Genomic DNA, 26,105 nt, shown 5'->3' with positions numbered 1-26,105 from the left:
AGATCCTCGATCTTGTTCTTCACCTCCTGCTTCCTGTCTCCGATCGTCCAGGCGTACAGCGGCCCGTACCAGCCCGAGATCAGCCAGGGCAGGCTCGAGGCGCTGCTCAACTTCCAGACCATGGTCTCGGACCTGACCGGTATGGACGTGGCCAACGCGTCGATGCTGGACGAGGCCACCGCCGCCGCCGAGGCCATGACGCTGCTGCAGCGGGCCAACCGCGCGAGCAAGTCCCAGCGCCTGCTCATCGACTCCGATCTGTTCCCGCAGACCCGCACGGTGCTGTTCACCCGCGCCGAGCCCCTCGGCATCGAGATCGTCGAAGCCGATCTGGCCGACGGCGACCTGCCCGAGGGCGACTTCTTCGGCGTGCTGCTGCAGCAGCCGGGCGCTTCGGGCCGCATCGTGGACTGGACCCCGGTCATCGAGGCCGCGCACGCGCGCGGTGCCCTCGTCGCGGTCGGCGCGGACCTGCTGGCGATGACGCTCATCACCCCGCCCGGCGAACAGGGCGCGGACTGCTGCTTCGGCACCACCCAGCGCTTCGGCGTCCCGCTCGGCTTCGGCGGGCCGCACGCGGGCTACCTGGCCGTGCGCACCCCGCACGCGCGCCAGCTGCCCGGCCGCCTGGTCGGCGTCTCGGTCGACGCCGACGACAACGTCGCCTACCGCCTCGCGCTGCAGACCCGCGAGCAGCACATCCGCCGCGAGAAGGCGACCTCGAACATCTGCACCGCCCAGGTGCTGCTGGCCATCGTGGCCGCCATGTACGCCTCGTACCATGGCGCGGACGGGCTGCGCTCGATCGCGCGCCGCGTGCACGGGCACGCCCAGTGGCTGGCCGCCGGGCTCGGCGACGCCGTCGTGCACCAGAACTACTTCGACACCGTGCTGGTGCGGGTGCCCGGCGGTGCGGAGTCCATCGTCGCCAAGGCCAAGGGCGCCGGCATCAACCTGCGCCTGGTCGACGGCGATCACGTCGGCATCGCCTGCGACGAGGCGACCACCGACGCGCACGTGGTCGCGGTGCTGGACTGCTTCGGCGCGGAGATCCCCGTCGGCCCGGAAGGCGCACTGCTGCACGGCAAGCAGCGCCCGCACATCGAGAACCGCACCTCGGAGTACCTGACCCACCCGGCCTTCACCCGCTACCGCACCGAGACCGCCATGCTGCGCTACCTGCGCGGGCTCTCGGACAAGGACATCGCGCTGGACCGCAGCATGATCCCGCTCGGGTCCTGCACCATGAAGCTCAACGCCGCCGCGGAGATGGAATCGATCACCTGGCCGGGCTTCAACCGGGTGCACCCGTACGCGCCCGTCGAGGACGCCCCCGGCCTCATCCGCCTGGTCGAGGATCTCGAAGGCTGGCTGTCCGCGGTGACCGGCTACGACCGAGTCTCCTTGCAGCCCAACGCCGGTAGCCAGGGCGAGTACGCGGGGCTGCTGGCGATTCGCCGGTACCACCTCGATCGCGGCGACACCCACCGCGACACCTGCCTCATCCCGTCGAGCGCGCACGGCACCAACGCCGCCTCGGCCGCGATGGTCGGCATGCGGGTGGAGGTCGTCAAGACCAAGGCCAACGGTGACGTGGACCTGGACGATCTGCGCGCCAAGATCGCCGACCACGCCGAGCGGCTGGCCTGCATCATGATCACCTACCCGTCCACGCACGGCGTGTACGAGCACGAGGTCGCCGAACTCTGCGCGATGGTGCACGAGGCCGGCGGTCAGGTGTACGTGGACGGCGCGAACCTCAACGCGCTGGTCGGACTGGCCCGCCCGGGCAAGTTCGGCGGCGACGTCAGCCACCTGAACCTGCACAAGACCTTCTGCATCCCGCACGGCGGCGGCGGTCCGGGCGTCGGCCCGGTGGCGGTGCGCGAGCACCTGGCCAAGTACCTGCCCGGGGATCCGCTGGAGACGGGTTCGCACGCGGTGTCCGCGGCCAAGTACGGCTCGGCCTCGATCCTGCCGATCACCTGGTCCTACATCCGCATGATGGGCGCGGACGGGCTGCGCGCGGCGACCCTGACCGCCATCGCCTCGGCCAATTACATTGCGCGGCGGCTGGATCCGCACTTCCCGGTGCTGTTCACCGGCGACAACGGCATGGTCGCGCACGAATGCATCCTGGATCTGCGCGAGATCACCAAGCGCACCGGCGTGACCGTCGACGACGTGGCCAAGCGCCTGGCGGACTACGGTTTCCACGCCCCGACCATGAGCTTCCCGGTCGCGGGCACCCTCATGGTGGAGCCGACCGAGAGCGAGAACCTGGAGGAGATCGACGCGTTCATCGACGCCATGATCGCCATCAAGGGTGAGATCGATCAGGTCGAGGCGGGCGTGTGGCCGGTCGAGGACAACCCGCTGCGCGGCGCCCCGCACACCGCCCAGTGCCTGGTCGGGGAGTGGGACCACCCGTACAGCCGTGAGACCGCGGTCTACCCGCGGGGGCTGCACAGCGCACGGGCCAAGGTGTGGCCCTCGGTGCGGCGCATCGACGGCGCGTACGGCGACCGCAACCTGGTCTGCTCCTGCCCGCCGCTGGATTCCTACGCGGAGTAGGTCTTTCGGGCCCGCGGCCCGGGTGAATCGCGGAAAATTCGGCGCCCCACCGGTTCTCGGAACCGGTGGGGCGCTCGTGTCGTGGCCGCGGTCCTAGCTGTCAGGCGTGGGACGGCTTCCAGGTCGCGATGGCCCAGATGACCACGACATTGAGGGCGATGATCAGCAGCGACCACGCCGGGTAGTAGGGCATGGACAGGAAGTTCTCGATGATCGAGAACGCCGCCAGGATGATGGCGATCACGCGGGCCCAGTCTCTGCCCGCGATCAGGCCGATCGCCACGATGACCTCGAGGGCGCCCATGATGATGTGAATCCAGCCCCACGCGGTGGTGTTGAATTCGTAGACGTAGCCCGAGTTGATGACCAGCAGGTCGTCCGCCGCGACCGCGGAGATGCCCTGCAGGATCGACAAAACACCGATGACCATGAGCAGAATGCCGGCCGCGATGGAGGTGCCCGCGGCGAAGCCCTGCTTGACCGAAACCCCGGTTTCCGCATTGTGTGCCATGTGCCGAATATGCCACTTGTTTGCTAGCACATGTTGCAGTGCGGAGATCGTGTCGTGAGCGGTATCGGTCCGAAACCTGTCCGCGACCCGTTCTTTGTGAATCAGGGAGTGGTCAGCGCCTTGGACATCGCGGTTCCGAAGGCGAGATCGTTGGTGGTCGGCACCTTGGAGTAGGTGCCGACCGTTCGTTCGCTGAGTGTTTGCAATGTTTGGGTTCCGGCGCCACCGATGACGATCACATCCACCCGGACGGGCTTGGCGGGGTCGGTCGCGGCCGCGATATCGGCCAGCAACTTCTCCCCGGTGACGGGCGAGTCGTCATCGGGCCCGTCGGTGATCAGCAGGATCGAATTGGTGCGCGCCTTCGCGTAATCGGCGACGGCGGCGCGGTAGGCGGCCAGCAGGGTGGGGTAGGTGCGATCGGTCTTCGAGGTGCCCGCGGTGACGCCGCCCAGCCCCCGGGTCAGGGCCGCGCGCTGGTCGGCGGTCAGCGGCCCGACCGGGGTGACCACGCGGTACGGGGTCTCGCCGTCCACGTTCTTGGCGTACTCCCACACGCCGAGTCCGAACTCGGGCGGCATGACCTGGGTGGTGGATTGCAGCGCGGCGATGGCGGTGGCCAGGCGGGTGGCCCCGCCCTCCTGGGTCGACATCGATGCCGAGATGTCCAGCAGCACCGTGGCGCTCACCCCGAGCACCGGATGGGTCAGCGTCTTGTTCACCTTTTCCAGCGCGGCCTTGGCGGGCGCGGCCGCGGTGGCCGGGGGAGCGGCCCCGAAACCGTTGTCGGTGAACAGCTTCGACTGTTCGGGGGCGCGCAGGAAGTCGGCGAACAGCGTCGCCGCCAGCTTCTGTGACTGGTCGAGCCAGTTGCCGCTGATCTGCGCCGCCGGATAGTCGTGCACCGGTCCGTTGCCGGCCGGGCGGAAGGCGGTGAGCGGGGCTCTCGTTCGAATCTGCTGCTCGGTGGCGGGCACCGCGTGCACCGCGGCGTCTGCGCCGGGGGCCGCGGCGAGTGCGGACAGCGCGGCGTCGGTGTCGGCCGCCGCGGGCGCGTCGGCGGCGAGCAGCGAGATCGCGGAGATCACCTGCCCGGCGGTCGCGGCCTTCTCGTCCAGCGGGTCGGTGCCCGAGACGCCCGAGCCGACCGCGGTCGCCACCGCTACCGCGCTGTCCCCCGCGGGCAACGCCAGGCGCAGTGCGTTCCAGGAGTCGAGGCCGAGATCGGCGAGCGCGCCGGGCTGCTGCAGGCGCGGCAGATCGGCCCAGTTCACCCCGGCCGACTCCAGCGCGCGACGCAGTTCGTCCGGAACCGCGAGCGCGACGGGGCTCACCGCGATGGGCGCGGGGGTGCCCGCGATCAGGCCGGGCACCCGCATGAGCTCGATCGAGCGCGCGGAATCGGGTATCCACAGACCCGGCTGCGGGCCGAGATCGCGATTCCAGGGCGCGCCCGAGGTGAAGGAGGCGACCACGGCCGCGGTCGGCCGGGGATTCACCACCACCTCCGCGCAATGGTCGCGGACCTGCGGATTGGTCGCGTTGAAGCGGTCCGCGGCGGCCTGCACGGGGGTCGCTATCTCCGGATCGACGGTCACGTTCAGGGTGGCGGTGCCCTCGACGCACGCGGAGGCCGCGGCGTTGTCGCGATTCTCCGCGCGCTGCTGCAGCCACGCCCAGCCGACCACGGCGAGCGCTAGGACGATCACCGCTACCACTGCGACAATCGGTCCTTTACTGACACCTCGTGACCGACCCGCGGCGCGATGAGTACCCACGGCCGCCAGTCTATGGTCCCGAAAAATTGGCCCTGACCTGGGTCTGCGACGATCGTGACGAAGTGGCGCGGAACACCGTGCCACCGAATTGCCCGACCGCGCCACAGCGGTAGCGGGCGGGTGGCCGGCGGACGGCACGACGGCCGCGCCCGGGCACCCGAGGTGCCGGACGCGGCCGCCGATATCGCCGTTCCGCTGTTTATTCGCGGATCATGGTGCCGCGGTCGTACTCGTGCCCGCCCCACACACCGGACTGGCCGGTCCGTGCGGCGAATTCCCCGCATTCGCGGCGGATCGGGCAGGTATCGCAGATCTGCCGGGCGTACTCGAAGTCCTGCGACGGGAAGGGAAACCATGCCTCGTGGTTGGGATCACCCTGGCAGGCGGCATGCTGCCAGTAGTTCTTCGAATCGGAGATGGGGAGCAGATCGGCCAGGGTCGGCTCCTCCGCCACGGTGGTTTTGGTCATCATCGGATCTCGCTCCTTTCGCTCCGATCACGCCGTGTTCGTACTTCTTCTCGGGTGCCCTACGAGGCGGCCAGGTCCTTCCAGATCTGACGCTGTCGCCGGGCTATGTCGTTGGGGGCCTTGGGCTCCCACAGCAGTCGCATTCCGGCCTCCTCGGGAGTCCGGTCCGCCTTGGACGTATTGCACGGCCCGCAGGCCGCGATCAGGTTGGACCAGGTGTTCGGGCCACCGCGGGAACGGGGCTTGATGTGGTCCACGGTGCGCGCCCAGCCCGAGCAGTACCCGCAGCGGAACTGGTCGCGGCGCAGGATGGCGGGCAGGGTGGCGCGGCTGTTGTCGTCGGGCGCCAGGATCCGGTGCTCGAGGTAGATGTAGCGGGTGAGCCGGATGGTTTCCGGCAGCGCGATCTCGAACTCCTGCGAACGGATGGGGAAGTACGGCTCGTGATCCACGACCGGCTCGGCGGCGCCGGTCAGCAGCAGCACCACGGCGCGTTCGGCGCGGATCTCGGTCAGCGCCTCGAAGGAGGCGTTGAGCAGCAGTACTCCCCGGTGTATCCAGTTGTCTGCGGTTATCTCCGGGTCTTGGGAATGACGGAACAGCATGGGGGTCACCATGTTTCGTGAAGAGGAAGAACAGAAAGGGAGAAGTGGGCGGGACTACGCCGCGGCCCGGAGGCGGTGCGAATCGGTGTGCAACTCACGTGTGCTGTCGCCCACGCCGCCGATTCGTAGTTCCGACTTCGCCGGATACCGTTCCGAGAACACTGGATTCACTGCCGCCTCCTCCTTCCTGCTGGTCACGGCCGTTGCCGGCCGGTTCGATCGTCGTCGAAACATATGGTGACACAACGGACACGCCGTTGTCGGGTCATTTTTTGGTGGCCCCCACCGTCATCTGATAACGCGCGTGCGGGCAGGTTTGTTCCGATCGCGCGCATCTCCCCGGAAACAGCGAATCCCCCGGCCGTGACGGCCGGGGGATTCACCGATGGCTGTGGGAGGCCCGGATCAGAGTGGAACCGGACCGTGCGAACCGGTGGACGCCCAGGCCCACGCGCCGTTGATACGGCCGAGGATCAGATTGAAGACGTCCAGCACCGTTGAACCCATGAAACTTCCTCACTGCAGATGGCTGTCGCCCGGCAGCGTATCGATGATCGAGTGGCAATGGAACGCCTTGGCGCAAACGAGAAGCGCCTCACGCCCCGGCGGAGATCCAGCTCTCGTAGGTGTACCAGGGGCCGTCGATGCGGGTGTAGCTGGTGCCCGCGCGGGCGTGCGCGGCCGGCGCGGGCGGATCGCCGTGCGGGATATAGGCGAAGCCCTCGACCCCGAGACTGGTGTCGGCGAGGCTGAAGGCGCAGCCACCCGCGATCACCCGCACGTAGTCGACGCGGTACATCCCGAACCGCTGTTCGGCGTGGGTGTCCGCGCAGGCCCCGGCGGTGCGTTCGAGCGCGGGCCGCGACAGCTCCCAGCCGATCCGGGTCGGCGCGCCCGACCCCAGCAGCGCCACCGTCACCGTCACGGCCACCGGCGCGGCCGCGGTGAGTATCCACGCCCGGTGCGCGACCGCCCCGGAAACCGCTGCCACCAACCAGATTCCGCCGGCCACGACCAGTACCCACCCGCCGAGCAGCAACGCGACCAGCCGGTCACCGTGGGAGGCGTACTCCCACAGCACCCACAGGCACACCGCGCCGATGAACGCGGTGATCGCGGCCATGGACAGCCGCCATGCCCGGCTATGCGACGGTGGGGTGTATCCGGGCGCCGATACCGCCGAATATGTAGTCACGAGAGCGCATCCTGTCCCGGCGACGAGAACCGGTCAGTCGAAGTGGTAGGAGTAAGTTCTCGAATCACCCGAACATAGCAGTCGCGCAACGCACGGAAGCCCCGATCGACAGGGTCGATCGGGGCTTCCGCTATTCGCTAGCTTCGCTGAACCGGAAGGTTCAGCTGCACTTGGCCGCCTGCTCCTTCGCCTCGCGGCGACGACGGTGCAGGATGGGCTCGGTGTAGCCGTTGGGCTGCTTGGTGCCCTCGAGCACGAGCTCCTTCGCCGCCTGGAAGGCGATCGAGCCGGCGAAGTCCGGGGACAGCGGGCGGTAGTTCGCGTCGCCGGCGTTCTGGCGGTCCACGATGGGGGCCATGCGCTGCAGGCTCTCGATGACCTCGGCCTCGGTGACCACGCCGTGGCGCAGCCAGTTGGCAACCTGCTGGCTGGAGATGCGCAGGGTGGCGCGGTCCTCCATCAGGCCGACATCCTTGATGTCCGGCACCTTCGAGCAGCCGACGCCCTGGTCGATCCAGCGGACCACGTAGCCGAGGATGCCCTGGGAGTTGTTGTCCAGCTCCTGCTGCTTCTCCTCCGCGGACCAGTTGGTGTCCTGGGCGAGGGGGATTTCCAGGATCTGATCGACGGTGGCGCGGGGACCGCCCTTGGCGATCTCGGCCTGCCGCTTGAACACGTCCACCAGGTGGTAGTGGGTGGCGTGCAGGGTGGCGGCGGTGGGCGAGGGCACCCACGCGGTGTTGGCGCCGGCCTTGGGGTGGCCGATCTTCTGGACCAGCATGTCGGCCATCAGATCGGGCATGGCCCACATGCCCTTGCCGATCTGCGCCTTGCCGGGCAGGCCGGCGGCGATGCCGGTGTCGACGTTCCAGTCCTCGTAGGAGGCGATCCACTGCTGGGCCTTCATGTCGGCCTTGCGGACCATGGGCCCGGCCTCCATGGAGGTGTGGATCTCGTCGCCGGTGCGGTCCAGGAAGCCGGTGTTGATGAACACCACGCGGTCCGCCGCGGCCTGGATGGACGCCTTGAGGTTGACCGTGGTGCGGCGCTCCTCGTCCATGATGCCGACCTTGAGGGTGTTGCGCTCGAGGCCGAGCACGCCTTCGATGCGGGTGAACAGCTCGTTGGTGAAGGCCACCTCGTCCGGGCCGTGCATCTTCGGCTTCACGATGTACACCGAGCCGGTGCGCGTATTGGCAACGCGCGCTTCGCCGTTCAGCGCGTGCTTGGCGATCAGCGAGGTGATGAGGCCGTCCATGATGCCCTCGGGGACCTCGTTGCCGGCCGCGTCGATGATCGCGTCGGAGGTCATGAGGTGACCGACGTTGCGGACGAACAGCAGCGAGCGGCCGTGCAGGACCAGGTCCGAACCGTCGAGCGCGGTGTAGACGCGGTCCGGGTTCATGGTGCGGGTGAAGGTCTTGTCACCCTTGGTGACCTCCTCCGCCAGGTCGCCCTTCATCAGGCCGAGCCAGTTGGTGTAGCAGAGCACCTTGTCCTCGGCGTCGACCGCGGCGACCGAGTCCTCGAAGTCCATGATCGTGGTGACCGCGGACTCCAGCACGACGTCCTTGATGCCGGCGGCGTCGGTGGAGCCGACCGGGGACTCGGGGTCGATCTGGATCTCGATGTGCAGGCCGTTGTGCTTGAACAGCAGCGAGGTCGGGGCCTCGGGGGTGCCGAGGTAGCCGACCAGGGTGTCCGCGTAGGCCAGGCCGATGTCGGTGCCGTCCTCGAGGGTGACCTCGAGCTCGCCGTCGACGATGGCGTACCTACTGGTGCCCAGGTGCGAGCCGGTGATCAGCGGCAGCGCGTCGTCGAGGAAGTTACGAGCCCACTCGATGACCTTGTCGCCGCGAACCTTGTTGTAGCCCTTGCCCTTCTCGGCGCCGTTCTCCTCGGAGATGGCGTCGGTGCCGTACAGGGCGTCGTACAGCGAGCCCCACCGCGCGTTCGCCGCGTTGATGGCGAAGCGGGCGTTCATCACCGGGACCACGAGCTGCGGGCCCGCGGTGGTGGCGATTTCGGCGTCCACATTGACCGTGCCGATCTGGAAGTCGGCCGGTTCGGGACGCAGGTAGCCGATCTCGGTGAGGAACTGCTTGTAGGCAGCCTTGTCGTAGCCGGCGCCGGGGTTGGCGCGGTGCCACTCGTCGATCTTGGCCTGGATGTCGTCGCGCTCTGCCAGCAGAGCCCGGTTAACGGGGGCGAGGTCGTTGATCACGGCCTCGGCACCCGACCAGAACGCGGCGGAGTCTACGCCGGTGCCGGGAAGAGCCTCGTTGTTCACGAAATCGTGAAGAACGCGCGCGACCTGGAGTCCGCCGACCTGAATCCGCTCTGTCATCTACTGCCTCGTTTCGAGATAGCCGGTGTAAAGGGTGCAAAAAGTACGCCCGTCATGTTACTCGCGGGTATGGCCGGTGGTGATGGCGCACCTGTTGTAAGCGCGCGTCGGCCGTCCTTGATTCCCGCGGATCCCCCTTGATTGTATCGCTCGGTACATTTAATGTACCGGGTAGAACATTTCCTGATTCGGTCGTGCGAAGGTGCCAGATATGGGAAAAGCGTTGTCCGGCAAGGTCGTTGTCGTGACCGGCGGCAGCCGTGGGCTGGGCCGGGAGATGGTGCTGGCCTTCGCCGAAGCCGGCGCCGACGTGGTGATCGCCAGTCGCAAGTTCGACGCGTGTGACGCACTCGCCACCGCCGTGCGCGAGAAATTCGGGCAGCGGGCGCTGCCGGTGGCCTGCAACGTGGGCGAGTGGGGGCACTGCGAGGCCCTGACCGAGGCCGCCTACGCCGAATTCGGGCGGGTCGACGTGCTGGTCAACAACGCCGGCATGTCCCTGCTGTACCCCAGCCTGGATCAGGTGACCGAGGCCATGTTCGACAAGATCATCGCCACCAATCTCAAGGGCCCGTTCCGGCTCTCGGCGCTGATCGGGGCGCGGATGGCCGCCGCCGGGGGCGGGTCGATCATCAACATCTCCTCCATCGAGGCCGTGCGGCCCGAACCCCTGGCCGTGCCGTACGCGGCGGCCAAGGCCGCGCTCGAGACCCTGGGCGGCGGGCTCGCGCGGACCTACGGGCCGGGTGTGCGGGTCAACACCATCCGCTGCGGGGCCTTCGACACCGACATCGCCAAGGCCTGGCCGCCGGAGATGAAGGACGAACTCGCCCGGCACACCGTGCTCGGGCGGATCGGCGCACCCGTGGACATCATCGGCGCGGCCCTGTTCTTCGCCTCCGACGCCTCGGCCTACTGCACCGGATCGACCCTCGCGCTCGACGGCGGCATCCGATGACCGCCGCGGTGCCCGCACGCCGGCGCGGCCGGCCGCCCGCGTCGGAGGCCAACCCGGGGGAGACCCGCGAGCGCATCGTGCGCGCGGCCATGGAACTGTTCGCGGAGAAGGGTTTTCACGCCACCAGCGTCGCGGAGATCGGCGACCGATCGGGCATCCAGCGTGGTGCGCTGTACTACCACATCGGATCCAAGGAGGAACTGCTCTTCCAGATCCGGCGCGGATACACCCAGATCATGCTGGACGCCGCGCTGGCCATCGCCGACGGCGCGGGCACACCGCTGGACCGGCTGCGCGGGCTCATTCGCGCGCACGTGCTGCTGATCATCGAGCACCAGCACGAGGTCACCATCGCGCTGCGCGACGCGGGCGCACTGACCGGCGAACGGCAGGCCGATCTGCAGACCCTGCGCGACGGCATCCAGAACTGCTGGCAGCGGGTGTTCGACGAGGCGTACGCCGCGGGCGCGCTGCGCTCGAACGATCACGTCGTCACCAACAGCGTCGTGGCCATGCTGAACATGGTCAGCGCCTGGTATCGCCCCGGCGGCGAGCACACCCCCGGCGAGATCGCCGACATACTCACCACCTCCATCCTCGACGGTGTCGCGGCACCGGCCGGAAACAAGTGAAAGGCTGACCATGGCTTGGGATTTCGAGACCGACCCGGAATACCAGAAGAAACTGGACTGGGTCGCGGAGTTCGTCCGCACTGAGGTGGAGCCCCTGGATCTGCTGTACCCGGAACCGTACGACCGCTCGAACCCGGAGATCCGGGCGCTCATGAAGCCGCTGCAGGAGACGGTGAAGGAGCAGGGGCTGTGGGCGTGCCACCTGGGTCCCGAACTCGGCGGCCCCGGCTACGGGCAGGTCAAGCTGGCGCTGTTGAACGAGGTCATCGGCACCTCGAAGTGGGCGCCGCTCGTGTTCGGCTGTCAGGCGCCCGATTCCGGCAACGCCGAGATCCTCGCGCACTTCGGCACCGAGGCGCAGAAGGCCAAGTACCTGCAGCCGCTGCTCGACGGTGAGATCGGGTCCTGCTATGTCATGACCGAACCCACCGGCGGCTCGGATCCGACCTCCTTCAAGACCCTGGCGGTGCGCGACGGCGACGACTGGGTCATCAACGGCGAGAAGTGGTTCAACTCCGCCGCCGAGTTCGCCTCCTTCCACATCGTGATGGTGGTGACCGATCCGGAGGCCGAGCCGCACAAGCGACTGTCGATGTTCATCGTGCCCGCCGACGCCCCCGGCCTGGAGATCGTCCGGAACTTCACCGTCCCGGGATTCTCGGAAAACGAAGGGCACCTGCGCTTCACCGACGTGCGCGTGCCCGCCGACGCGCTGCTGGGCGCGGAGGGGCTCGGGTTCATCGTGGCCCAGACCCGCCTGGGCGGCGGCCGGGTGCACCACGCCATGCGCACGGTCGCCATGGTGCGCAAGGCCTTCGACATGATGTGCGAGCGCGCGGTGTCGCGGCCCATGCGCAAGGGCGTGCTCGGCGGCCTGCAGATGACGCAGGAGAAGATCGCCGAGGCCTGGATCGAGATGGAGCAGTTCCGCCTGCTCGTGCTGCGTACCGCGTGGCGCATCGACAAGGAGCAGGACTACCGCAAGGTGCGGCACGACATCGCCGCCATCAAGGTGGCCATGCCCAAGGTCATGCACGACATCGCCCAGCGCGCCATGCACCTGCACGGCGCGATCGGCGTGAGCACCGATCTGCCCTTCGTGGACATGATGAACTACGCGCAGGTCATGGCCATCGCGGACGGGCCGACCGAGGTGCACAAGATCACCCTGGCGAAGGAGGTCCTCAAGACCTACGCGCCCGGTGACCCGGTGTACCCCAGCGGCTATCGTCCCGCGCTGCGCGAACAGGCCCGCGAACTGGTGGCGCGCCGGCTCGAGCACACCGTCGGGAACCTGTAGCCGCGCCCGGGCGCGCCCCGCGCCTCGCCGTTCGTCCGGTGAAAACCGTTCGGGTGGAGTTGAATCGACCCTGCGAGGTCGAGTGCGGCGAGGTCGGGAGGCGTCATGGTGCCGGTGCGGAAGATAGCGCGTTCACCCATCACCTGGGTGCTGACGGCGGTGCTGACCGCCGCGCTGGTGTTCGGGCTGGTCTTCTTCGAGCCGTGGCGGCTGTTCACCAGCACGACGGTCGAGGAGGCGGCCCCGACGGTGTCCGGTCCCGCGACCCCCGGCACCCCGCCGACCCGCACGCTGTTCACCGGCTCGCTCATCTCCCACGAGCACGACACCTCCGGCGCCGTCGAGGTGCTCCAGCTCGGTGACGGCAGCCGGGTGCTCCGGATCGAGGACCTCGACACCTCCGACGGGCCGGATCTGCACGTGTGGCTGGCGGCCGCGCCGGTGATCCCGGGCCGGGACGGCTGGGGCGTCTTCGACGACGCTGCCTTCCTGGATCTGGGAGAGCTGAAGGGCAACAGGGGAAGTCAGAACTACGACATTCCCGCCGAGGCCGATCTGTCGGTGCTGCGCAGCGTCACGGTGTGGTGCGCGCGCTTCCACGTGTCGTTCGGGGCGGCGGAACTCGTCGCGGGGTAAGGGCGGCGCGATGCCCCCGAAAGACCGGGCTTGCGCGCCCGGCTAGCACGGGTTGTGTTGTCCGGGAATGGTTTCCGTGAAAACCGAACTGTCCCACTTTGGGACACCGTTCCGCGTTGCGAGTGTGACTGATTAGCATTTCACTTCTTCGCAGGGCGGACGCGCGTCCGGCGGCGTCCGCGGGATCGCGAAGGACCACCCGCTCGATGAAGAGATCGCTGCTCACCCTCGGAACACTCGCCTGCGCCCTCACACTGGTCATGGCGTCCGGGGGTACCGCCACCGCGCAGACCCAGGCGAATCCGGGCTGGGGCCTGGATCGGATCGACCAGGCCACACTGCCGCTGAACAACAGCTTCAGCACCACCTCGGACGGCACGGGGGTGAACGTCTACGTCATCGACGGCGGGCTCGACATCGCCCATCCCGACTTCGGCGGGCGGGCGTCCATCGTGTGGGACAAGTTCGATCCCACGGGCCTGTCCGGCACCCCGACCGACGATCACGCCACGGTGATGGCGAGCATCGCCGCCGGATCGGTGTACGGGGTCGCCAAGAACGCCACGATCCTCGGGGTCAAGACGTACAACACCGCCGACGGCGTCCCGGTGCAGTCCGATCTCATCAGCGCGATCAACTGGGTCAAGAACGACGCCCCGACCCGGGGCCCCTCGGTCGCGGTCATCTCGACCAACTACGTCGACTACGGCCAGACCTCCGCGCTCAAGAACGCGGTCAACGCGCTGGCGAATTCCGGTGTGTTCGTTGCCGTTTCGGCGGGCAACATCATCGACGGCGACGACGCGTCCTCGTCGAACTGGAACGCCTGCTTCAACACCCCGGCGAGTTCGATCGGCGCGATGGTGGTCGGCGCCAGCGACGACACCGACCACGTGGTGCGGCACTCGACCTTCAACTCGCCCGGCGGCGGCACCGCGGTGTGGAGCAGCGCGTACGGCGGGTGCGTGGACATCTTCGCGCCGGGGCAGTACGTCGCCGCCGCCATGTCGGGCGGCGGCAACGCCCTGGAGGCGGGCACCTCGTTCGCGGCCCCCTACGTGGCGGGCGCGGCCGCGCTGTACAAGGCCAAGTTCGGGCAGACCGCCTCGGCGACGGTGAAATCCTGGCTGCTGCAACAGGCTTCGCCGGCCATCATCGATCCGCCGCAGTTCTTCCCCTACGGCACCACGCCGAAGAAGCTGCTGAACGTCAGCGGACTCTGACGAGCCGGCCCGGGGAGCCGGTCAGAGCGAGGGGCGAGGCTCGATCCATAGGGCCTCGGCCAGCGCGCACAGGCTGCCGTCGCGGGTGTACAGGGCGACGCCGACGGTGTACTTGCGGCCGTCCTGCTGCACCGGCCAGGCGTGCGAGATGTACTCCCGGCCCGCGAACATGGGCTCGAACTGGGTCGCGGTGAGCGCGGCGGTGAACGCGCCCAGGCCCATGCGCATGAAATGGAAGGCGGTGATGCCGCCGGGGCAGTCCAGCGCGGACCAGACGACCTCGGGCGGCAGCTGGCCGGTGCTGTCGGCCAGACCGGCGTCGGGCACCCAGGCCGCGGCCATCATGTCGCGGTCGCGCAGCGCCCACGGGAACAGGCGCAGGCCCCGGCCGGGCTCGCAGGCCGAACCGCAGCCGTAGCAGTCGGTGACCGCGCGCTTGGGGGTGGTGGCGGCGAAGCGGGTGACCGCCTCGGCTTCGGCCCAGGTCGGGGCGGGCGGCGCGAACCGGGTGAGCATCGAGGGGGTCGCCTCGACCAGCGGGGTGCCGTCCATCGTGGTGAGCGCGGTGCGCCCGTTCTCGGGGAGCGTCAGCCGGAGCGGGGTGTCGACCGCGACCACCCGGCGGAAATCCACACGCGTGGTGAGGTTTCCGCTTCTTCCGGCCAAAATACCCGCCACATAGCCGCCGAAGGCCAGATCGGGGTAACCGTGGATATGAGCCGGAATGGAAAACGTGTCCAGCTGACTGGTCATGCTGTCGGGACCTCCAGTGCCTGAGTCTGTGACCACGTTCGACGATAGCGCCGGACCCGCTGATCGGGGAGAAGACCCAGGTGGGAGTGACCCGTTGCACACGCTCACACGGCGTGGCGCGGCGACTCAGCCGAGCGCTGAACCGCCGCCGTGAACATTCACCTTCTGACCGCTGACGTACTCGGCGTTCTCGGACACCAGGAACCTGACCATATTGGCCACGTCCTCGGGCCGGCACACCCGGCCGAACGGCGAGCTGTCGTCCAGGGCGCGAATATCGGCGCCCCCGGTGACGGCATGGACCAGGCGCCGCCCCATCTCGGTGTCGACCAGGCCGGGCGCGACCACGTTCACCCGGATGCCGTACCGGAGTTCCTCCTTCGCCAGGGTGAAGGCCAGCGCCTCGAGCGCGGCCTTGGCCATGGTGTACGGCGCGCCGCCCGCGGCATGCGCGAGCGTCGCGACACTGGAGATCATGATGATGTCCCCGCGCGGGCGAGTTCGCATGGCGGGCAACACCAGTCGTGTGACGTGGTGGGCGCCGATCGCGTGGGTGGACACCACGCGCTGCACCTCGGCCGGATCGGTGTCCGCGACGAACCGGCCGCGGCTGGCGATCCCGGCGTTGTTGACCAGAATGTCGATGCCGCCGAACTCGTCGAGAATCTGATCGACCATGCGCTCGTCGTCCTCGATCGAGTCCACGCTGGCCCGCACCGCGAACGACCTGCGTCCCAGCGCTTGGATCGCGGCCACGGTCTCGGCCGCCGCGTCGGCGTCGGAACGGTAGTTCACCACCACGTCCGCGCCGTCCGCCGCCAGCGCCAGCGCGATCGCGCGCCCGATCCCGCGTCCGCTACCGGTCACCAATGCCACACGCGCGTCACTCATTCGGATGACATTACGGACACTTCGCCGTCGCACACCAGGATCGGTCACGGCCGAACCCGCCAACTTCGGCCGGGTCCGGCATCGAGACCGCGGCCTTGCCCGGGGCGGCGCGGATCACCGCGGATCAGGACAGTGGCTGGGCGTTGCGCTCGGCCAGCAGCAGGGTCAGGATGCCCGCCTCCTGGGACTGGCCGGTGATCATCGACCGCGCCGTTTCCTTCACCGGGCCCGACGTCACGAGCGCGTCGGCCGACTTGGCCATGGCCACCCCGCCCGCGTGATGACGCAGCATGAGCTGGATGAACAGGGTTTCCGCGGCCGCCCCGCGGGCGGCCGAGAGGGCGTCGAGCTCGGCCATGGTCGCCATGCCCGGCATGGTCGCGCTCGCGCCGGCGGATACCGTGGCGCTCGCACCCGCATGATCGTGCCCGGCGGGCATGTCGGCGGCGGGCATCCAGGACATCGGGTTCGGGTTGGTGGGCGAGGCGTTCGCCAGGCGCAGCCAGCCGAGCATGGTTCCGATCTCGGTGCGCTGGGTGTCGTCGATCTGCTGGGCCAGCTGGCGAATCGAGGCGTCCGCCGCGGGGTCCAGGCGCTGGACCATGAACAGCGCCTGCTGGTGGTGCGCGGTCATGTCCTGGATGAAGCCGATCTCCACGGGCGTGAGAACCGCGGGGGCGGAATGATTTTCGGGGATGATCGCGGGCCGCAGCAGCACGCCCGCGGCGATCAGCGCCAGCGCCAGCACGCCCAGCAGTACCGCGCGGGTCCCGCGCGCGGCGGTCACGATCCCACCGTGGAGCGCTGGTCGGCGGGCGGGGTGTACACCTCGGGCGCGAGCTCGAGCACCATGAATCCGTTGTCGTTGCAACTGGTCCACAGCTGCGAGCCGTGCCACTCCGGCGGCGCGAAGCACCAGTCGGTGGACAGATCGCCGAAGGCGATCATGCCGGTGCGGGCCGAGAGCGCCTGTGCCGGATCGAATTTGCCCTCGAGGATGGCGCGGGCCACGGCCGGGAACTGCATGGCCGGCACGCCGATGATCGAGGCGAGCGCGTGCGGGGAGTTCCACAGTTCCAGATTGCGTCCGGTGCGGGCCGGGGGATTGAAGTACGCGATCTCCTTGACGTCGAACGGATCTCGCACATCGAAGACGCGGATACCCGATTCCTGCCAGCCGCAGGCCAGCGCCGTCGGGTTGTCCGGCCGGTCGGCGGCGCAGTAGTGCGCGTCGTAGGAGAACACCGAGCCGCCCATCCCCGAGGCCAGCGCGGCGTCGAGGTTGTCGACCAGGTTGATCTCGAGCTTGATCTTGTTGACCACGCGCGGCGCGGTGTCGTCGGAGATGTCGACGAGTTTCACCCCGCCCGCGCCGCCCTCGTCCACGGTGAACAGGTAGGGCGCGCCGTCGTAGGTGACCGGGATGGAGTGCTGGGTGGCCCAGCCGTCGGTCCAGAACGTCCGGCCCAGGTGGGGCACCTGCGGATTCGGATCCCGGCGCTGCACCGCGCTGATGTCCAGCACGGTGAAACCGCCCAGGGCCGAGATGTACATGCGATTTCCGTCGGGGCTGATGCCGAAGCCGTGCGCCTCGATACCGGTCAGGCCCTGCCAGATGACGTGCGGGTTGCTCGGATCGGTGAGATCGACCGCGCTCACCAGGCCGGGCGCGATGCCCGAAGCCCAGTAGGTGCGCCCGTCGGGGGAGAACCCGCCCTCGTGGGTGGTCAGCGGCAGCGGCATGAGCAGATTCGTGCCGGGGCCCGGGTTGAGCAGGCGCGGTCGCGCGCAGTCGGAGATGTCGTAGACCGACAGGTAGCCCGCGCCGATGCCGATCGGAACCGCGGTGCCCACCAGCAGCTTTCGCTCGGCGTTGACCTTGAGCGACTCCCAGGTGCCGCCCAGCATGGCCGGTTCGGTGAGGGTCGCGGTCAGCACCGGGTTGGCCGGATCGGAGACGTCCAGGACCTGGACGCCCTGGGCGGGGCCGAGGATGTTGCCCGGGAACAGCGATCCGGTGTACGAGCAGTGCTCGAAGGTCGCGGAGGTGATGCCCGCGCCCTTGCCGACGTAGCCGCCCACGAACGACAGATTGCAGCGGTAGCCCTGCGTGCTGCGGCCGCTGTTTCGATCGGCCGCGGAGACGTCACCCTGAATGCCGGTCTCGGGCAGCGCATCCCCTCCGCACGCCGCCCGCGATACCGCCGTCCGTCCCACATCGAAGAATTGCTGCACCGCGCCGGTGAGATCCGCCTGCGGATTCGCACCCGCCCCGCCCATCGGCAGGACCGCCGCGCACATCAGTGCCACCCCCGCCAGGAGAGCCGGCCTGGATCGCCGAATACCCGACAACCGCGCCATCGCGGTGCCCCCGTTCCTTCAGAGCTACTGCCACTACCGAATGACCGTCGCCACAGTCGAACCCGGTGTGTGGTCACGGTTACATCCGGGACCGTAACCCAAAAACTGACTGATCGGTAGGGTCCAGCCGAAAAATCTTCCCAGACAGCTGAAATCGGGTCCGGCGTGATTTCGGTATTCGGCGGGTCGGCCGGACAGAATTAGTAAACTTGCACAGACCAGCGAAAATGTCGCCGCGAAGCAAGCCGGACAGGGCGTTGCGCTGGCGCGCGGCCGCGATATCGGCAATCGGACGGCCAACTGGACAGAGTTCCGGTCAGGCGCTCCGGTGAACTGTCTCGGTGGGTTCCGTCAGGAGGCGGCGGGCTCGGTGAGCAACGCCCGGCAGGCGGTCAGCAGCTGCTCGCGCAGTGGCGTGGCGCGCGCGGCCAGGTCGGCTTGGGCGCGGACGTATTCGGCGCGGCCGGCCGGGGTTTCGATGCGCACCGGGACGTAGTCGTAGTCCGACAGGTCGTACGGGCTCGCCTTCATGTCGAGTTCGCGTGCGGCGCAGGCGAGTTCGAAACAGTCCAGCAGCAGGTCCGAAGCGATCAGGGGTACCAGTTTGAAACCCCACTTGTAGATGTCCATGTTCGCGTGCAGACAGCCCGGCTGCTCACGCTCGACCTGGCTCTCGCGGGTCAGGGGTTCGATGTTGAGCGGCACCGCGTCCGGGGTGAAGAAGCGGAACGCGTCGAAGTGGGTGCAGCGCAGCTGCATCGACTCCACCACCGCGTCGGTGCCGTCGCGACCCAGCCGCAGCGGAACCTGCTGATGGCGAATGTCGTCACTGCGATAGACCATCGCCCATTCGTGCAGGCCGAAGCAGGAGAGCTGCGCGGGACGTGTGGCCGTCGCGGACAGCAGCCCGGCCACGAACTCCAGGGTGCCGCGCCGCTTGTCGAGGAAGGCCGGATCCGCGGTCCACGCCGCGTCCCCGCCCGCGGTCGAAACACGGTGGTACCCGCGCCATTCGGCGTAGTCGCCGGCCCCGGCCAGGGCCGTGCCCCAGCCGGGGTGCCAGCGCTTCAACTGGGCGGGCTTGTGCCCGTAGTAGGTGAACAGGAAATCGATCACCGGGTGCTTCTCCCCGGCCCGGCGGGTATCGAGGTACGGGCCGACCAGCGCGTCGACCCGGTCGCGGTGCGCCGCGGCGCGCGCCCGCCAATCGGCGGGCGCGAGCACACGGGAATCGGGCAGGACCGGCACCGCTACTCCGCTATGCGATGGGTGGCGTCGCGCACGGTGCCCACGAACTCCTCCACCAGATCCTCGAGGGCCACGATGCCGACGGTGTTGCCGCGGCTGTCGACCACCCGGCCCTGATGAGAATTGGTGCGGCGCAGGCGCGCCAGGGCCTCGAACAGGGTGGCCCCGGTGCTGACCGTGGGCAGCGGGCGGATATCGGTGCGCGGGATCGGCGTGGCCGGTCCCGCCTTGTCGTCGGCGACCAGCTCCAGCACGTCCTTGACGTGCAGGTAGCCCACCAGCGAACCGTCCGCCGCGCGCACCGGGTACCGGGAGAACCCGGTCTCGGCCACCGCGTTCTCGATGTCGCCGAGCGTGGTGCCGTCCCCGCGTAGCGGCACCGACCGGGTCTTGGCCAGCGGCACCATGACATCGGCGACGATCCGGTCGCTCGAGCCCAGCGCCTGGGTCAGGCGGCGGTGCTCCTCCTCGTCCAGCAGCCCTTCGGAATGGGATTCGCCGAACATCTCCGCCAGTTCGACCGAGGAGACGGTGGCGTCCAATTCGTCCTTGGGCTCGATCCGCAGCGCCCGCAGCGACAGGTTCGCCGCCATGTTGTAGACCGCGATGAGCGGCCGGGCGATGCGCAACCACACCAGGTGCATCGGAACCAGCAGCAGCGCCGAGCGTTCCGGTCCCGCGAGCGCGATGTTCTTCGGGATCATCTCGCCCAGCAGGATGTGCAGGATCACCACGACGGTCAGCGCCACCGCGAACGAGATCGGATGCAGCAGTCCGTCCGGCACGCCGAGCGCCCCGAACGGACCCTCCAGCAGATGCGCCACCGCGGGCTCACCCACCCGGCCCAGCAGGATCGAGCAGATGGTGATGCCCAGCTGCGCGGCCGCCAGCATGATGGACAGGTTCTGCCCGGCCTCGATCACCGTGTTGGCGGTGCGCTTGCCCTGTGCGGCAAGCGCTTCCAGGCGATCGCGGCGCGCGGAGATGAGCGCGAACTCGGCGGCGACGAAGAACGCGTTGCCCAGCAGCAGCGCGAACGTGAGGAAGACGGCGGTCAGATCACCCATGGTCGCGCTCCCATTCGGCCAGCGCCTCGGCGTCGATCGGGCGCAGCAGCACCCGGTCTATCCGCCGCCCGTCCATCCGCTCCACCTTGGCGAGCCAGCCGCCGCGAGTGTGCGGGTCGGTGTAGTGGCCGTTGCCGGGTTCGGGCAGCAGCACCTCGTCGCCCTCGACCGGAATGCGGCCCAGACGGGTCAGCACCAGGCCGCCCACGGTCTCGTATTCGCCTTCGGGGGCGTCGTAACCGGTGGTGCGGGAGACCTCGTCGATGCGCAGCAGACCCGAGCAGTCCCAGCCCAGGCTGGTCCGCCGGACGTCGAGTTCCTCCTCGTCGTGCTCGTCGCGCACGTCGCCGAGGATCTCCTCGATGATGTCCTCCATGGTGACGATGCCGGCGGTGCCGCCGTACTCGTCGACCACCAGGGCCACCTGCATGCCGTCGCGCCGCACCCGTTCGAGTACCTCGTCACCGTCCAGGCTGGCGGGCACGATGGGCACGGGCTGGGCGATGTCACGGAGTTTGACCGTGCGCCGCGCGGCGATGGGATGCAGGAACGCCTGTTTGACGTGCACCACGCCGAGGGTGTTGTCGAGGTCGCCGTCGATCACCGGGAAGCGGGAGTATCCGGTCTCGGCGGCGATCTCGATGAGATCGGCGACGGTGTCGTCCAGATCCAGCGATTCGATCTTCACGCGCGGGGTCATGAGTTCCTCGGCGCTGCGGTCGCCGAATTGCAGCGACCGATCCACCACCTGCGCGGTGCGCTGATCGAGCGCGCCGTGCAGGGCCGAGGTGCGCACCAGCGAGCCGAGCTCCTGCGGTGAACGCGCCGAACGCAATTCCTCCGCCGGTTCGATGCCCATCCGGCGCACGGCCCAGTTCGCCGCGCCGTTCAGGAAATTGATCATCCAGCGGAAGACCGTGGAGAACCAGATCATCGGGCCCGCGGTCCACCGGGCGGTGGCCAGCGGTGCGGCGATGGCGATGTTCTTGGGCACCAGTTCGCCGTAGATCATGGACAGCGAGGTGGCCAGCACGAGCGCCAGCACCAGCGAAATGGTATGTGCCGGACCGTCATCCACCCCGAGCGCCTCGAACACCGGCTCGAGGATACGAGCCAGCACCGGTTCGGCGATGTAGCCGGTGATGAGGGTGGTGATGGTGATGCCCAGCTGCGCTCCGGAGAGTTGGAACGACAGCGTGCGGTGCGCCTGGCGTACCTGCCGGGCGCGGCGGTCGCCGTCGCGGGCATGCGACTCGACGGTGCTGCGCTCCAGGGCGGTGAGTGAGAATTCCGCGGCGACGAACAGGGCGGTGCCCGCGGTCAATGCGATGAAACCGATCAGCATCAGAACGGTGAGCAGGGCCGACACGGTCAGCACCACCCGGCTGTCTGGATTGCTGGGGAGTCGATGGCGCCGGGTTTGTCACCCGGCTCGGTAGAGGAGCCCTCCTGAACGGCGCCCTCGGACGCGGGTGACAACTGGTTCCTTTCGCATGGGGTGGACCGTGACAGGTCGTCACGGCCCGCATCGCCATGCTACCGGCAGGTCTCCGGGCGGTGAGCACGGCCTGCCGGGGGCACGGATTTCTTTACGTCCGCGAAACGATTGGCGGGGTGGCGGTGCTCGGCGCGCGGCGGGCTCCGGCCAGCAACAGCCCGGCGGAGACCAGATCGACCGGCCAGGGCGAGGGTCCGAAGATCACCCCGCAGACGATGGCGTTGGCGGCGATGGTCCAGGCGAGGAACGTCGGCGGCACGATCCCGCGCCGGTCCAGCCACAGCACGAGCAGGCCGATCAGGATCTGCGGAATCCCGAAGCTGCCGAAGGTGAGCCAGTACGCGCCGTTCGCCGGGCTCATGTCGGCGAGGCTCTCGCCCCAGATCGCGGCGCTGAACCAGTCGTCCGCGTGCTCGGGTGCGGTCAGGGCGAGGGCGCTGACCATGTGTCCCGCGCCGATGAAGATGATGAGATAGCCGGCCCATTTGATCATTGGAACCACTCCTTCGTGGTGACTCGGCGGGCTGGGGGCGCGGGTCAGTGCCCGGGCGTGGTGAGGGCGAATCGGTTGCGCCAGGCGCGTTCCCACTGGCGGGTCAGGGCCGGGTACACGATCAGATAGCGGAAGGGGACGATGGCCGCCATGTACAGCCGGCCCAGGGCGCCGTTGGGTTTGACCAGCGCGGCCATGTGCAGTTCGTAGTCGCCGGTGGGGGTCGGGACCCAGCTCAGGTGGCAGACGGCGTGCACGGTCGCGTTGGCCAGTTCCATGGCGCATTCGTCGGGGAGTTCGTAGAGGTCGACGAGGGGGAGCCCGTCGTGACCCGCCGCGCGGGGCGGGGCGGGCAGGTCGGCGGGCAGGCGGTCGCGCAGCGACGGAACCCGTTGTGCCACGCCTTTTTCCGGGTCGTCCCAGCCCAGCAGCGTGCCGAGTTTCCAGCGCACCGCGAACAGGAATCGGGTGGCGCGCGACTGTTCGCCGGGTTCGTCGGTGGCGCGCAGGGCGGCGAGCATGAGCGGGAAGTCGTCCGGGCCCGCGCCGGGGGTGTGGAAGGCCCACACGTCCTCGAGATCGAAGTCGGGGGCGATCTCGTGGATGCGCCACGGGCGCGCGGTGTGCTCGGAGTCGGGAATTCTGCGGGCGGCGGTCGGCAGGAGCGCGCCGATGGATCCGAATGCCATAACATTGCCCCTCTATGGTTATACGGTTGCGTATAACTCGAGGTTAGACCGGTTATACGCATCCGTACAATAGGGTGGAAAGCGAGGTGGAACACACGATGGGAGCCTTGCGCACACCCCGGGAGGCGTGGGTCGAGGCCGGGCTGGCGGTGCTGGCCGAACGCGGGGTGGACGCGGTCCGGGTCGAGGCGCTGGCCAAGACGCTCGGCGTCACCAAGGGCGGGTTCTACCGCTGGTTCGCCGATCGCGCCGCCCTGCTCGAGGCCATGCTCGACGTCTGGGAACGGGAGAGCACCGTCGAGGTCTACGACCGCATCGACCGCGAGTGCGACAACCCCCTGGACAAGGCCCGCCTGGCCGGGCGGCTCACCTTCTCCGGCGACCGCCTGCTGCCGATCGACCTCGCCGTGCGCGACTGGGCCCGGCGCGATCCGGCCGTCGCCGAACGCCTTCGGCGCGTGGACAATCAGCGCATGCAGCTGCTGCGCGACGCCATCGGCACCGTCTGCTCGGACCCCGCCGAGATCGAGGCGCGCAGCCTGCTGGCCTTCTGCGCCGCGATCGGCAGCCACTTCCTCGCCGCCGACCACCCCGGTCGTACGCGCCTCGAGGTCATCGCGCGGGCGGGGGATCTGCTGTTGAGTCCGGCGCCCGGAGAAGGCGCCTCGTAAAAAGCCGAAACCCGGCGGGAGCCAAGGCATCCCGCCGGGTGTCGGCAGTGCGGTGCTAGGTCGCGATCACCAGCCGGACGGCAGCGGGCGGCCCTCGGCGAAGCCCGCGGCGGACTGCACGCCCAGCACGGCCCGCTCGTGGAACTCGCCGATGCTGCGCGCGCCCGCGTAGGTGCAGGAACTGCGCACACCGGAGGTGATGTGGTCGATCAGATCCTCCACGCCCGGGCGCTCGGGATCCAGGCGCATCCGCGAGCTCGAGATGCCCTCCTCGAACAGCGCCTTGCGGGCCCGGTCGAAGGCCGAATCGGTGGCGGTGCGGGCCGCGACGGCGCGCTTGGACGCCATACCGAAGCTCTCCTTGTACCGATTGCCGTCGCGATCGATGCGCATGTCGCCGGGCGACTCGTAGGTGCCCGCGAACCAGGAGCCGATCATCACGTTGGCCGCGCCCGCCGCCAGCGCCAGCGACACGTCGCGCGGATGCCGCACGCCGCCGTCGGCCCAGACATGCTTGCCGAATTCCTTTGCCGCGGCCGCGCATTCGGCCACCGCGGAGAACTGCGGGCGCCCGACGCCGGTCATCATGCGGGTGGTGCACATCGCGCCGGGGCCGACGCCGACCTTGATGATGTCGGCGCCCGCCTCGATGAGATCGCGGGTGCCCGCGGCGGAGACGACGTTGCCCGCGACCAGCGGCACGCCCAGATCCAGCGCGGCGACCGACGCGAGGGCCTCGAGCATCTTCTGCTGATGGCCGTGCGCGGTATCCATGACCAGCACGTCCGCGCCCGCGTCCACCAGGGCCTTGGCCTTGGCGGGCACGTCGCCGTTGATGCCGACCGCCGCCGCGATCCGCAGCCGGCCGCTCGCGTCGACCGCGGGCTGGTAGATGCCCGCGCGCACGGTGCCGGTGCGGGTCATCACGCCCGCGAGAGTGCCGTCCGGGTTGACCAGGACGGCGAGGGTGGAATGGCTCGCGTCGAGCAGTCCGAAGACGTCGCGCGGGGAGGCGTCGGCCGGGGCGCTCACGAAATTGGTGTCCGCGACGGTGCTCAACCGGGCGAAGCGGTCCACATCGGCGCACGCCTGCTCGGTGACCACGCCGACGGGGCGGCCGTTCTCGACGATGACCACCGCGCCGTGCGCGCGCTTGTGGATCAGCGCGAGGGCGTCGGAGACCGAACCCTCCGGATCGAGGGTGACCGGGGTGTCGGCGGTGAGCGAACGGCTCTTCACGAAGGCGATGGTGTCGGCCGCGGCCGGGATCGGAAGATCCTGCGGCAGAACCACGATGCCGCCGCGGCGGGCGACGGTCTCGGCCATGCGGCGGCCGGCGACGGCGGTCATGTTCGCGACCACGAGCGGAATGGTGGTGCCGGTCCCGTCACTGCTGGACAGGTCGACATCGAATCGGGACGCGACGTCCGTGTGATTCGGGACGAGGAAGACATCGTCGTAGGTCAGATCGTAGGGCGGATTCTGCCCGGGTAGGAACTGCACGGTTGTAGCCGCCTCATGGTTCGACGTTGGTTTCGTGTATTCCATGCTTCGGTGGCAGGTAAAGGGCACGAACGCGGGGCGGATACCCGTGGGGAACCCGCCGCGCGCTACCTGATGTCACGCATGCAGCAGGCCAGTGTAGTCGGCGCCCGCGACGGCGGGTGCGGGCGGGCTGCTGCGAGTGTGCCAGGTCTCATCGCGCGGCAAACCCTGTTGTCGCCGGATACGGGGTGCCCTAGGTTCGCGATCGTGACCGATCTGCAGGCGCTGACCGACCGGCTCGAAGTCGGCGACACCATCACGAAACTCTTCGTCTGGTTCGATCAGGGCCGGTGGTCCGATCTGGCCGACTCGGTGCTCGCCACGGAGGTGTTCTTCGACAGCGGATTCGGCGGGGTGGCCGAAACTCGCACCGCCGCTTCGATCGTCGAGGAGTGGGCCGAGGTTCACGGTGCCCTGGACGCGGTGCACCATCAGGCGGGCAACCACCTGGTGGAGATCACCGGCGATACCGCCCTCGCGCACGCGGACGCCATCGCCGTGCATCTGAAGAACGATGCGACGCAGGGCAAGACGCGCTGGTTCGTGGGCAGCTACGTCCTGGGGCTGCGGCGGTCGGCGCGGGGCTGGCGGATCGACCGGTTCGAGTACCGCCTGAAACTCATCGACGGAAACGCCGATCTGCTCTGATCGGCTAATTGCC

24 protein-coding genes are annotated in these 26,105 nt (G+C 68.9%); 8 read left to right on the top strand and 16 right to left on the bottom strand.

What is annotated here, in order from left to right:
• A partial coding sequence (gcvP, locus tag ACWDOP_RS12660; RefSeq protein WP_456345165.1) for an aminomethyl-transferring glycine dehydrogenase occupies positions 1-2,574 on the top strand: 2,574 nt, incomplete at its 5' end.
• 100 nt (positions 2,575-2,674) lie between these two features.
• Here the strand turns inward: gcvP and ACWDOP_RS12655 are convergent.
• The 6 genes from ACWDOP_RS12655 to ACWDOP_RS12630 all read right to left on the bottom strand — a co-directional run bounded on the left by ACWDOP_RS12655 (position 2,675) and on the right by ACWDOP_RS12630 (position 9,479).
• Entirely contained in the window at positions 2,675-3,085 is a 411-nt protein-coding gene (locus tag ACWDOP_RS12655; RefSeq protein WP_456345164.1) for a DUF7144 family membrane protein, read from the bottom strand.
• A gap of 101 nt (positions 3,086-3,186) precedes the next feature.
• Positions 3,187-4,794, bottom strand: a complete 1,608-nt coding sequence (locus ACWDOP_RS12650; RefSeq protein WP_456345163.1) for a VWA domain-containing protein — start codon at positions 4,792-4,794, stop codon at positions 3,187-3,189.
• A 268-nt stretch (positions 4,795-5,062) separates the two neighbouring features.
• The gene (locus ACWDOP_RS12645) at positions 5,063-5,332 is read right to left on the bottom strand and encodes a WhiB family transcriptional regulator (protein WP_454200495.1); all 270 of its coding nucleotides are present in this window, start codon (positions 5,330-5,332) and stop codon (positions 5,063-5,065) included.
• 59 nt (positions 5,333-5,391) lie between these two features.
• On the bottom strand, positions 5,392-5,937 hold the full coding sequence (locus ACWDOP_RS12640; protein ID WP_456345162.1) for an HNH endonuclease: 546 nt from the start codon (positions 5,935-5,937) through the stop codon (positions 5,392-5,394).
• Positions 5,938-6,532: 595 nt separating this feature from the next.
• Entirely contained in the window at positions 6,533-7,132 is a 600-nt protein-coding gene (locus ACWDOP_RS12635; protein WP_456345161.1) for a hypothetical protein, read from the bottom strand.
• Between the two features lie 160 nt (positions 7,133-7,292).
• Positions 7,293-9,479 (bottom strand): malate synthase G, encoded by a 2,187-nt coding sequence (locus tag ACWDOP_RS12630; protein ID WP_454200498.1) that lies wholly within the window; start codon positions 9,477-9,479, stop codon positions 7,293-7,295.
• A 211-nt stretch (positions 9,480-9,690) separates the two neighbouring features.
• Here ACWDOP_RS12630 and ACWDOP_RS12625 point away from each other — a divergent pair, with 211 nt between their 5' ends.
• The 5 genes from ACWDOP_RS12625 to ACWDOP_RS12605 all read left to right on the top strand — a co-directional run bounded on the left by ACWDOP_RS12625 (position 9,691) and on the right by ACWDOP_RS12605 (position 14,228).
• The gene (locus ACWDOP_RS12625) at positions 9,691-10,437 is read left to right on the top strand and encodes an SDR family NAD(P)-dependent oxidoreductase (protein ID WP_456345160.1); all 747 of its coding nucleotides are present in this window, start codon (positions 9,691-9,693) and stop codon (positions 10,435-10,437) included.
• Positions 10,434-11,069, top strand: a complete 636-nt coding sequence (locus tag ACWDOP_RS12620; protein ID WP_456345159.1) for a TetR/AcrR family transcriptional regulator — start codon at positions 10,434-10,436, stop codon at positions 11,067-11,069. The genes ACWDOP_RS12625 and ACWDOP_RS12620 overlap by 4 nt, the downstream gene beginning before the upstream one ends.
• A gap of 10 nt (positions 11,070-11,079) precedes the next feature.
• The gene (locus tag ACWDOP_RS12615) at positions 11,080-12,369 is read left to right on the top strand and encodes an acyl-CoA dehydrogenase family protein (protein WP_454200501.1); all 1,290 of its coding nucleotides are present in this window, start codon (positions 11,080-11,082) and stop codon (positions 12,367-12,369) included.
• 105 nt (positions 12,370-12,474) lie between these two features.
• Positions 12,475-13,005, top strand: a complete 531-nt coding sequence (locus ACWDOP_RS12610) for a DM13 domain-containing protein (protein WP_456345158.1) — start codon at positions 12,475-12,477, stop codon at positions 13,003-13,005.
• 206 nt (positions 13,006-13,211) lie between these two features.
• A complete protein-coding gene (locus ACWDOP_RS12605) occupies positions 13,212-14,228 on the top strand; it encodes a S8 family serine peptidase (RefSeq protein ID WP_456345157.1) in 1,017 nt (338 codons plus the stop codon).
• Between the two features lie 21 nt (positions 14,229-14,249).
• On the opposite strand, the gene ACWDOP_RS12600 is transcribed toward ACWDOP_RS12605, so the two are convergent.
• From ACWDOP_RS12600 to ACWDOP_RS12560, 9 genes are all read right to left on the bottom strand, one after another.
• Entirely contained in the window at positions 14,250-14,981 is a 732-nt protein-coding gene (locus tag ACWDOP_RS12600) for a hypothetical protein (RefSeq protein ID WP_454200504.1), read from the bottom strand.
• 126 nt (positions 14,982-15,107) lie between these two features.
• Positions 15,108-15,872 carry an SDR family NAD(P)-dependent oxidoreductase gene (locus tag ACWDOP_RS12595; RefSeq protein WP_456345156.1) on the bottom strand — a complete coding sequence of 255 codons (765 nt, stop codon included), beginning with the start codon at positions 15,870-15,872 and terminating at the stop codon, positions 15,108-15,110.
• Positions 15,873-15,996: 124 nt separating this feature from the next.
• Positions 15,997-16,659 (bottom strand): DUF305 domain-containing protein, encoded by a 663-nt coding sequence (locus tag ACWDOP_RS12590; RefSeq protein WP_456345155.1) that lies wholly within the window; start codon positions 16,657-16,659, stop codon positions 15,997-15,999.
• A complete protein-coding gene (locus ACWDOP_RS12585) occupies positions 16,656-18,173 on the bottom strand; it encodes an LVIVD repeat-containing protein (protein ID WP_456345169.1) in 1,518 nt (505 codons plus the stop codon). The genes ACWDOP_RS12590 and ACWDOP_RS12585 overlap by 4 nt, the downstream gene beginning before the upstream one ends.
• A gap of 411 nt (positions 18,174-18,584) precedes the next feature.
• Positions 18,585-19,481, bottom strand: a complete 897-nt coding sequence (locus ACWDOP_RS12580; protein WP_456345154.1) for a 3-methyladenine DNA glycosylase — start codon at positions 19,479-19,481, stop codon at positions 18,585-18,587.
• A 2-nt stretch (positions 19,482-19,483) separates the two neighbouring features.
• A complete protein-coding gene (locus ACWDOP_RS12575; RefSeq protein WP_454200508.1) occupies positions 19,484-20,548 on the bottom strand; it encodes a hemolysin family protein in 1,065 nt (354 codons plus the stop codon).
• Positions 20,541-21,917, bottom strand: a complete 1,377-nt coding sequence (locus ACWDOP_RS12570) for a hemolysin family protein (RefSeq protein ID WP_456345168.1) — start codon at positions 21,915-21,917, stop codon at positions 20,541-20,543. The genes ACWDOP_RS12575 and ACWDOP_RS12570 overlap by 8 nt, the downstream gene beginning before the upstream one ends.
• A 220-nt stretch (positions 21,918-22,137) precedes the next feature.
• Entirely contained in the window at positions 22,138-22,539 is a 402-nt protein-coding gene (locus ACWDOP_RS12565; RefSeq protein ID WP_456345153.1) for a DUF6463 family protein, read from the bottom strand.
• 44 nt (positions 22,540-22,583) lie between these two features.
• Positions 22,584-23,228: a DUF2867 domain-containing protein gene (locus tag ACWDOP_RS12560; protein WP_456345152.1), complete on the bottom strand. Its 645-nt coding sequence runs from the start codon at positions 23,226-23,228 to the stop codon at positions 22,584-22,586.
• A 98-nt stretch (positions 23,229-23,326) separates the two neighbouring features.
• Here ACWDOP_RS12560 and ACWDOP_RS12555 point away from each other — a divergent pair, with 98 nt between their 5' ends.
• Entirely contained in the window at positions 23,327-23,899 is a 573-nt protein-coding gene (locus tag ACWDOP_RS12555; protein ID WP_456345151.1) for a TetR/AcrR family transcriptional regulator, read from the top strand.
• Positions 23,900-23,965: 66 nt separating this feature from the next.
• On the opposite strand, the gene ACWDOP_RS12550 is transcribed toward ACWDOP_RS12555, so the two are convergent.
• On the bottom strand, positions 23,966-25,402 hold the full coding sequence (locus tag ACWDOP_RS12550) for a GuaB1 family IMP dehydrogenase-related protein (protein ID WP_454200512.1): 1,437 nt from the start codon (positions 25,400-25,402) through the stop codon (positions 23,966-23,968).
• Positions 25,403-25,651: 249 nt separating this feature from the next.
• On the opposite strand from ACWDOP_RS12550, the gene ACWDOP_RS12545 reads away from it, so the two are divergent.
• Entirely contained in the window at positions 25,652-26,092 is a 441-nt protein-coding gene (locus ACWDOP_RS12545; RefSeq protein ID WP_456345150.1) for a nuclear transport factor 2 family protein, read from the top strand.
• Positions 26,093-26,105: the final 13 nt, after the last annotated feature.

Source organism: Nocardia sp. NPDC003693, from assembly GCF_053981095.1.
The sequence above is the reverse complement of the archived record's forward strand: the minus strand, read 5'-3'. Positions and strand labels throughout refer to the sequence as shown.

Bases quoted from the DNA above. Each gene is read 5' to 3' on its own strand.
- ACWDOP_RS12655 (WP_456345164.1), bottom strand. From the start codon at position 3,085: ATGGCACACAATGCGGAAACCGGGGTTTCGGTCAAGCAGGGCTTCGCC.
- ACWDOP_RS12645 (WP_454200495.1), bottom strand. From the start codon at position 5,332: ATGACCAAAACCACCGTGGCGGAGGAGCCGACCCTGGCCGATCTGCTC.
- ACWDOP_RS12640 (WP_456345162.1), bottom strand. From the start codon at position 5,937: ATGCTGTTCCGTCATTCCCAAGACCCGGAGATAACCGCAGACAACTGG.
- ACWDOP_RS12630 (WP_454200498.1), bottom strand. From the start codon at position 9,479: ATGACAGAGCGGATTCAGGTCGGCGGACTCCAGGTCGCGCGCGTTCTT.
- ACWDOP_RS12625 (WP_456345160.1), top strand. From the start codon at position 9,691: ATGGGAAAAGCGTTGTCCGGCAAGGTCGTTGTCGTGACCGGCGGCAGC.
- ACWDOP_RS12620 (WP_456345159.1), top strand. From the start codon at position 10,434: ATGACCGCCGCGGTGCCCGCACGCCGGCGCGGCCGGCCGCCCGCGTCG.
- ACWDOP_RS12615 (WP_454200501.1), top strand. From the start codon at position 11,080: ATGGCTTGGGATTTCGAGACCGACCCGGAATACCAGAAGAAACTGGAC.
- ACWDOP_RS12610 (WP_456345158.1), top strand. From the start codon at position 12,475: ATGGTGCCGGTGCGGAAGATAGCGCGTTCACCCATCACCTGGGTGCTG.
- ACWDOP_RS12605 (WP_456345157.1), top strand. From the start codon at position 13,212: ATGAAGAGATCGCTGCTCACCCTCGGAACACTCGCCTGCGCCCTCACA.
- ACWDOP_RS12600 (WP_454200504.1), bottom strand. From the start codon at position 14,981: ATGACCAGTCAGCTGGACACGTTTTCCATTCCGGCTCATATCCACGGT.
- ACWDOP_RS12595 (WP_456345156.1), bottom strand. From the start codon at position 15,872: ATGAGTGACGCGCGTGTGGCATTGGTGACCGGTAGCGGACGCGGGATC.
- ACWDOP_RS12585 (WP_456345169.1), bottom strand. From the start codon at position 18,173: ATGTGCGCGGCGGTCCTGCCGATGGGCGGGGCGGGTGCGAATCCGCAG.
- ACWDOP_RS12575 (WP_454200508.1), bottom strand. From the start codon at position 20,548: ATGGGTGATCTGACCGCCGTCTTCCTCACGTTCGCGCTGCTGCTGGGC.
- ACWDOP_RS12565 (WP_456345153.1), bottom strand. From the start codon at position 22,539: ATGATCAAATGGGCCGGCTATCTCATCATCTTCATCGGCGCGGGACAC.
- ACWDOP_RS12560 (WP_456345152.1), bottom strand. From the start codon at position 23,228: ATGGCATTCGGATCCATCGGCGCGCTCCTGCCGACCGCCGCCCGCAGA.
- ACWDOP_RS12555 (WP_456345151.1), top strand. From the start codon at position 23,327: ATGGGAGCCTTGCGCACACCCCGGGAGGCGTGGGTCGAGGCCGGGCTG.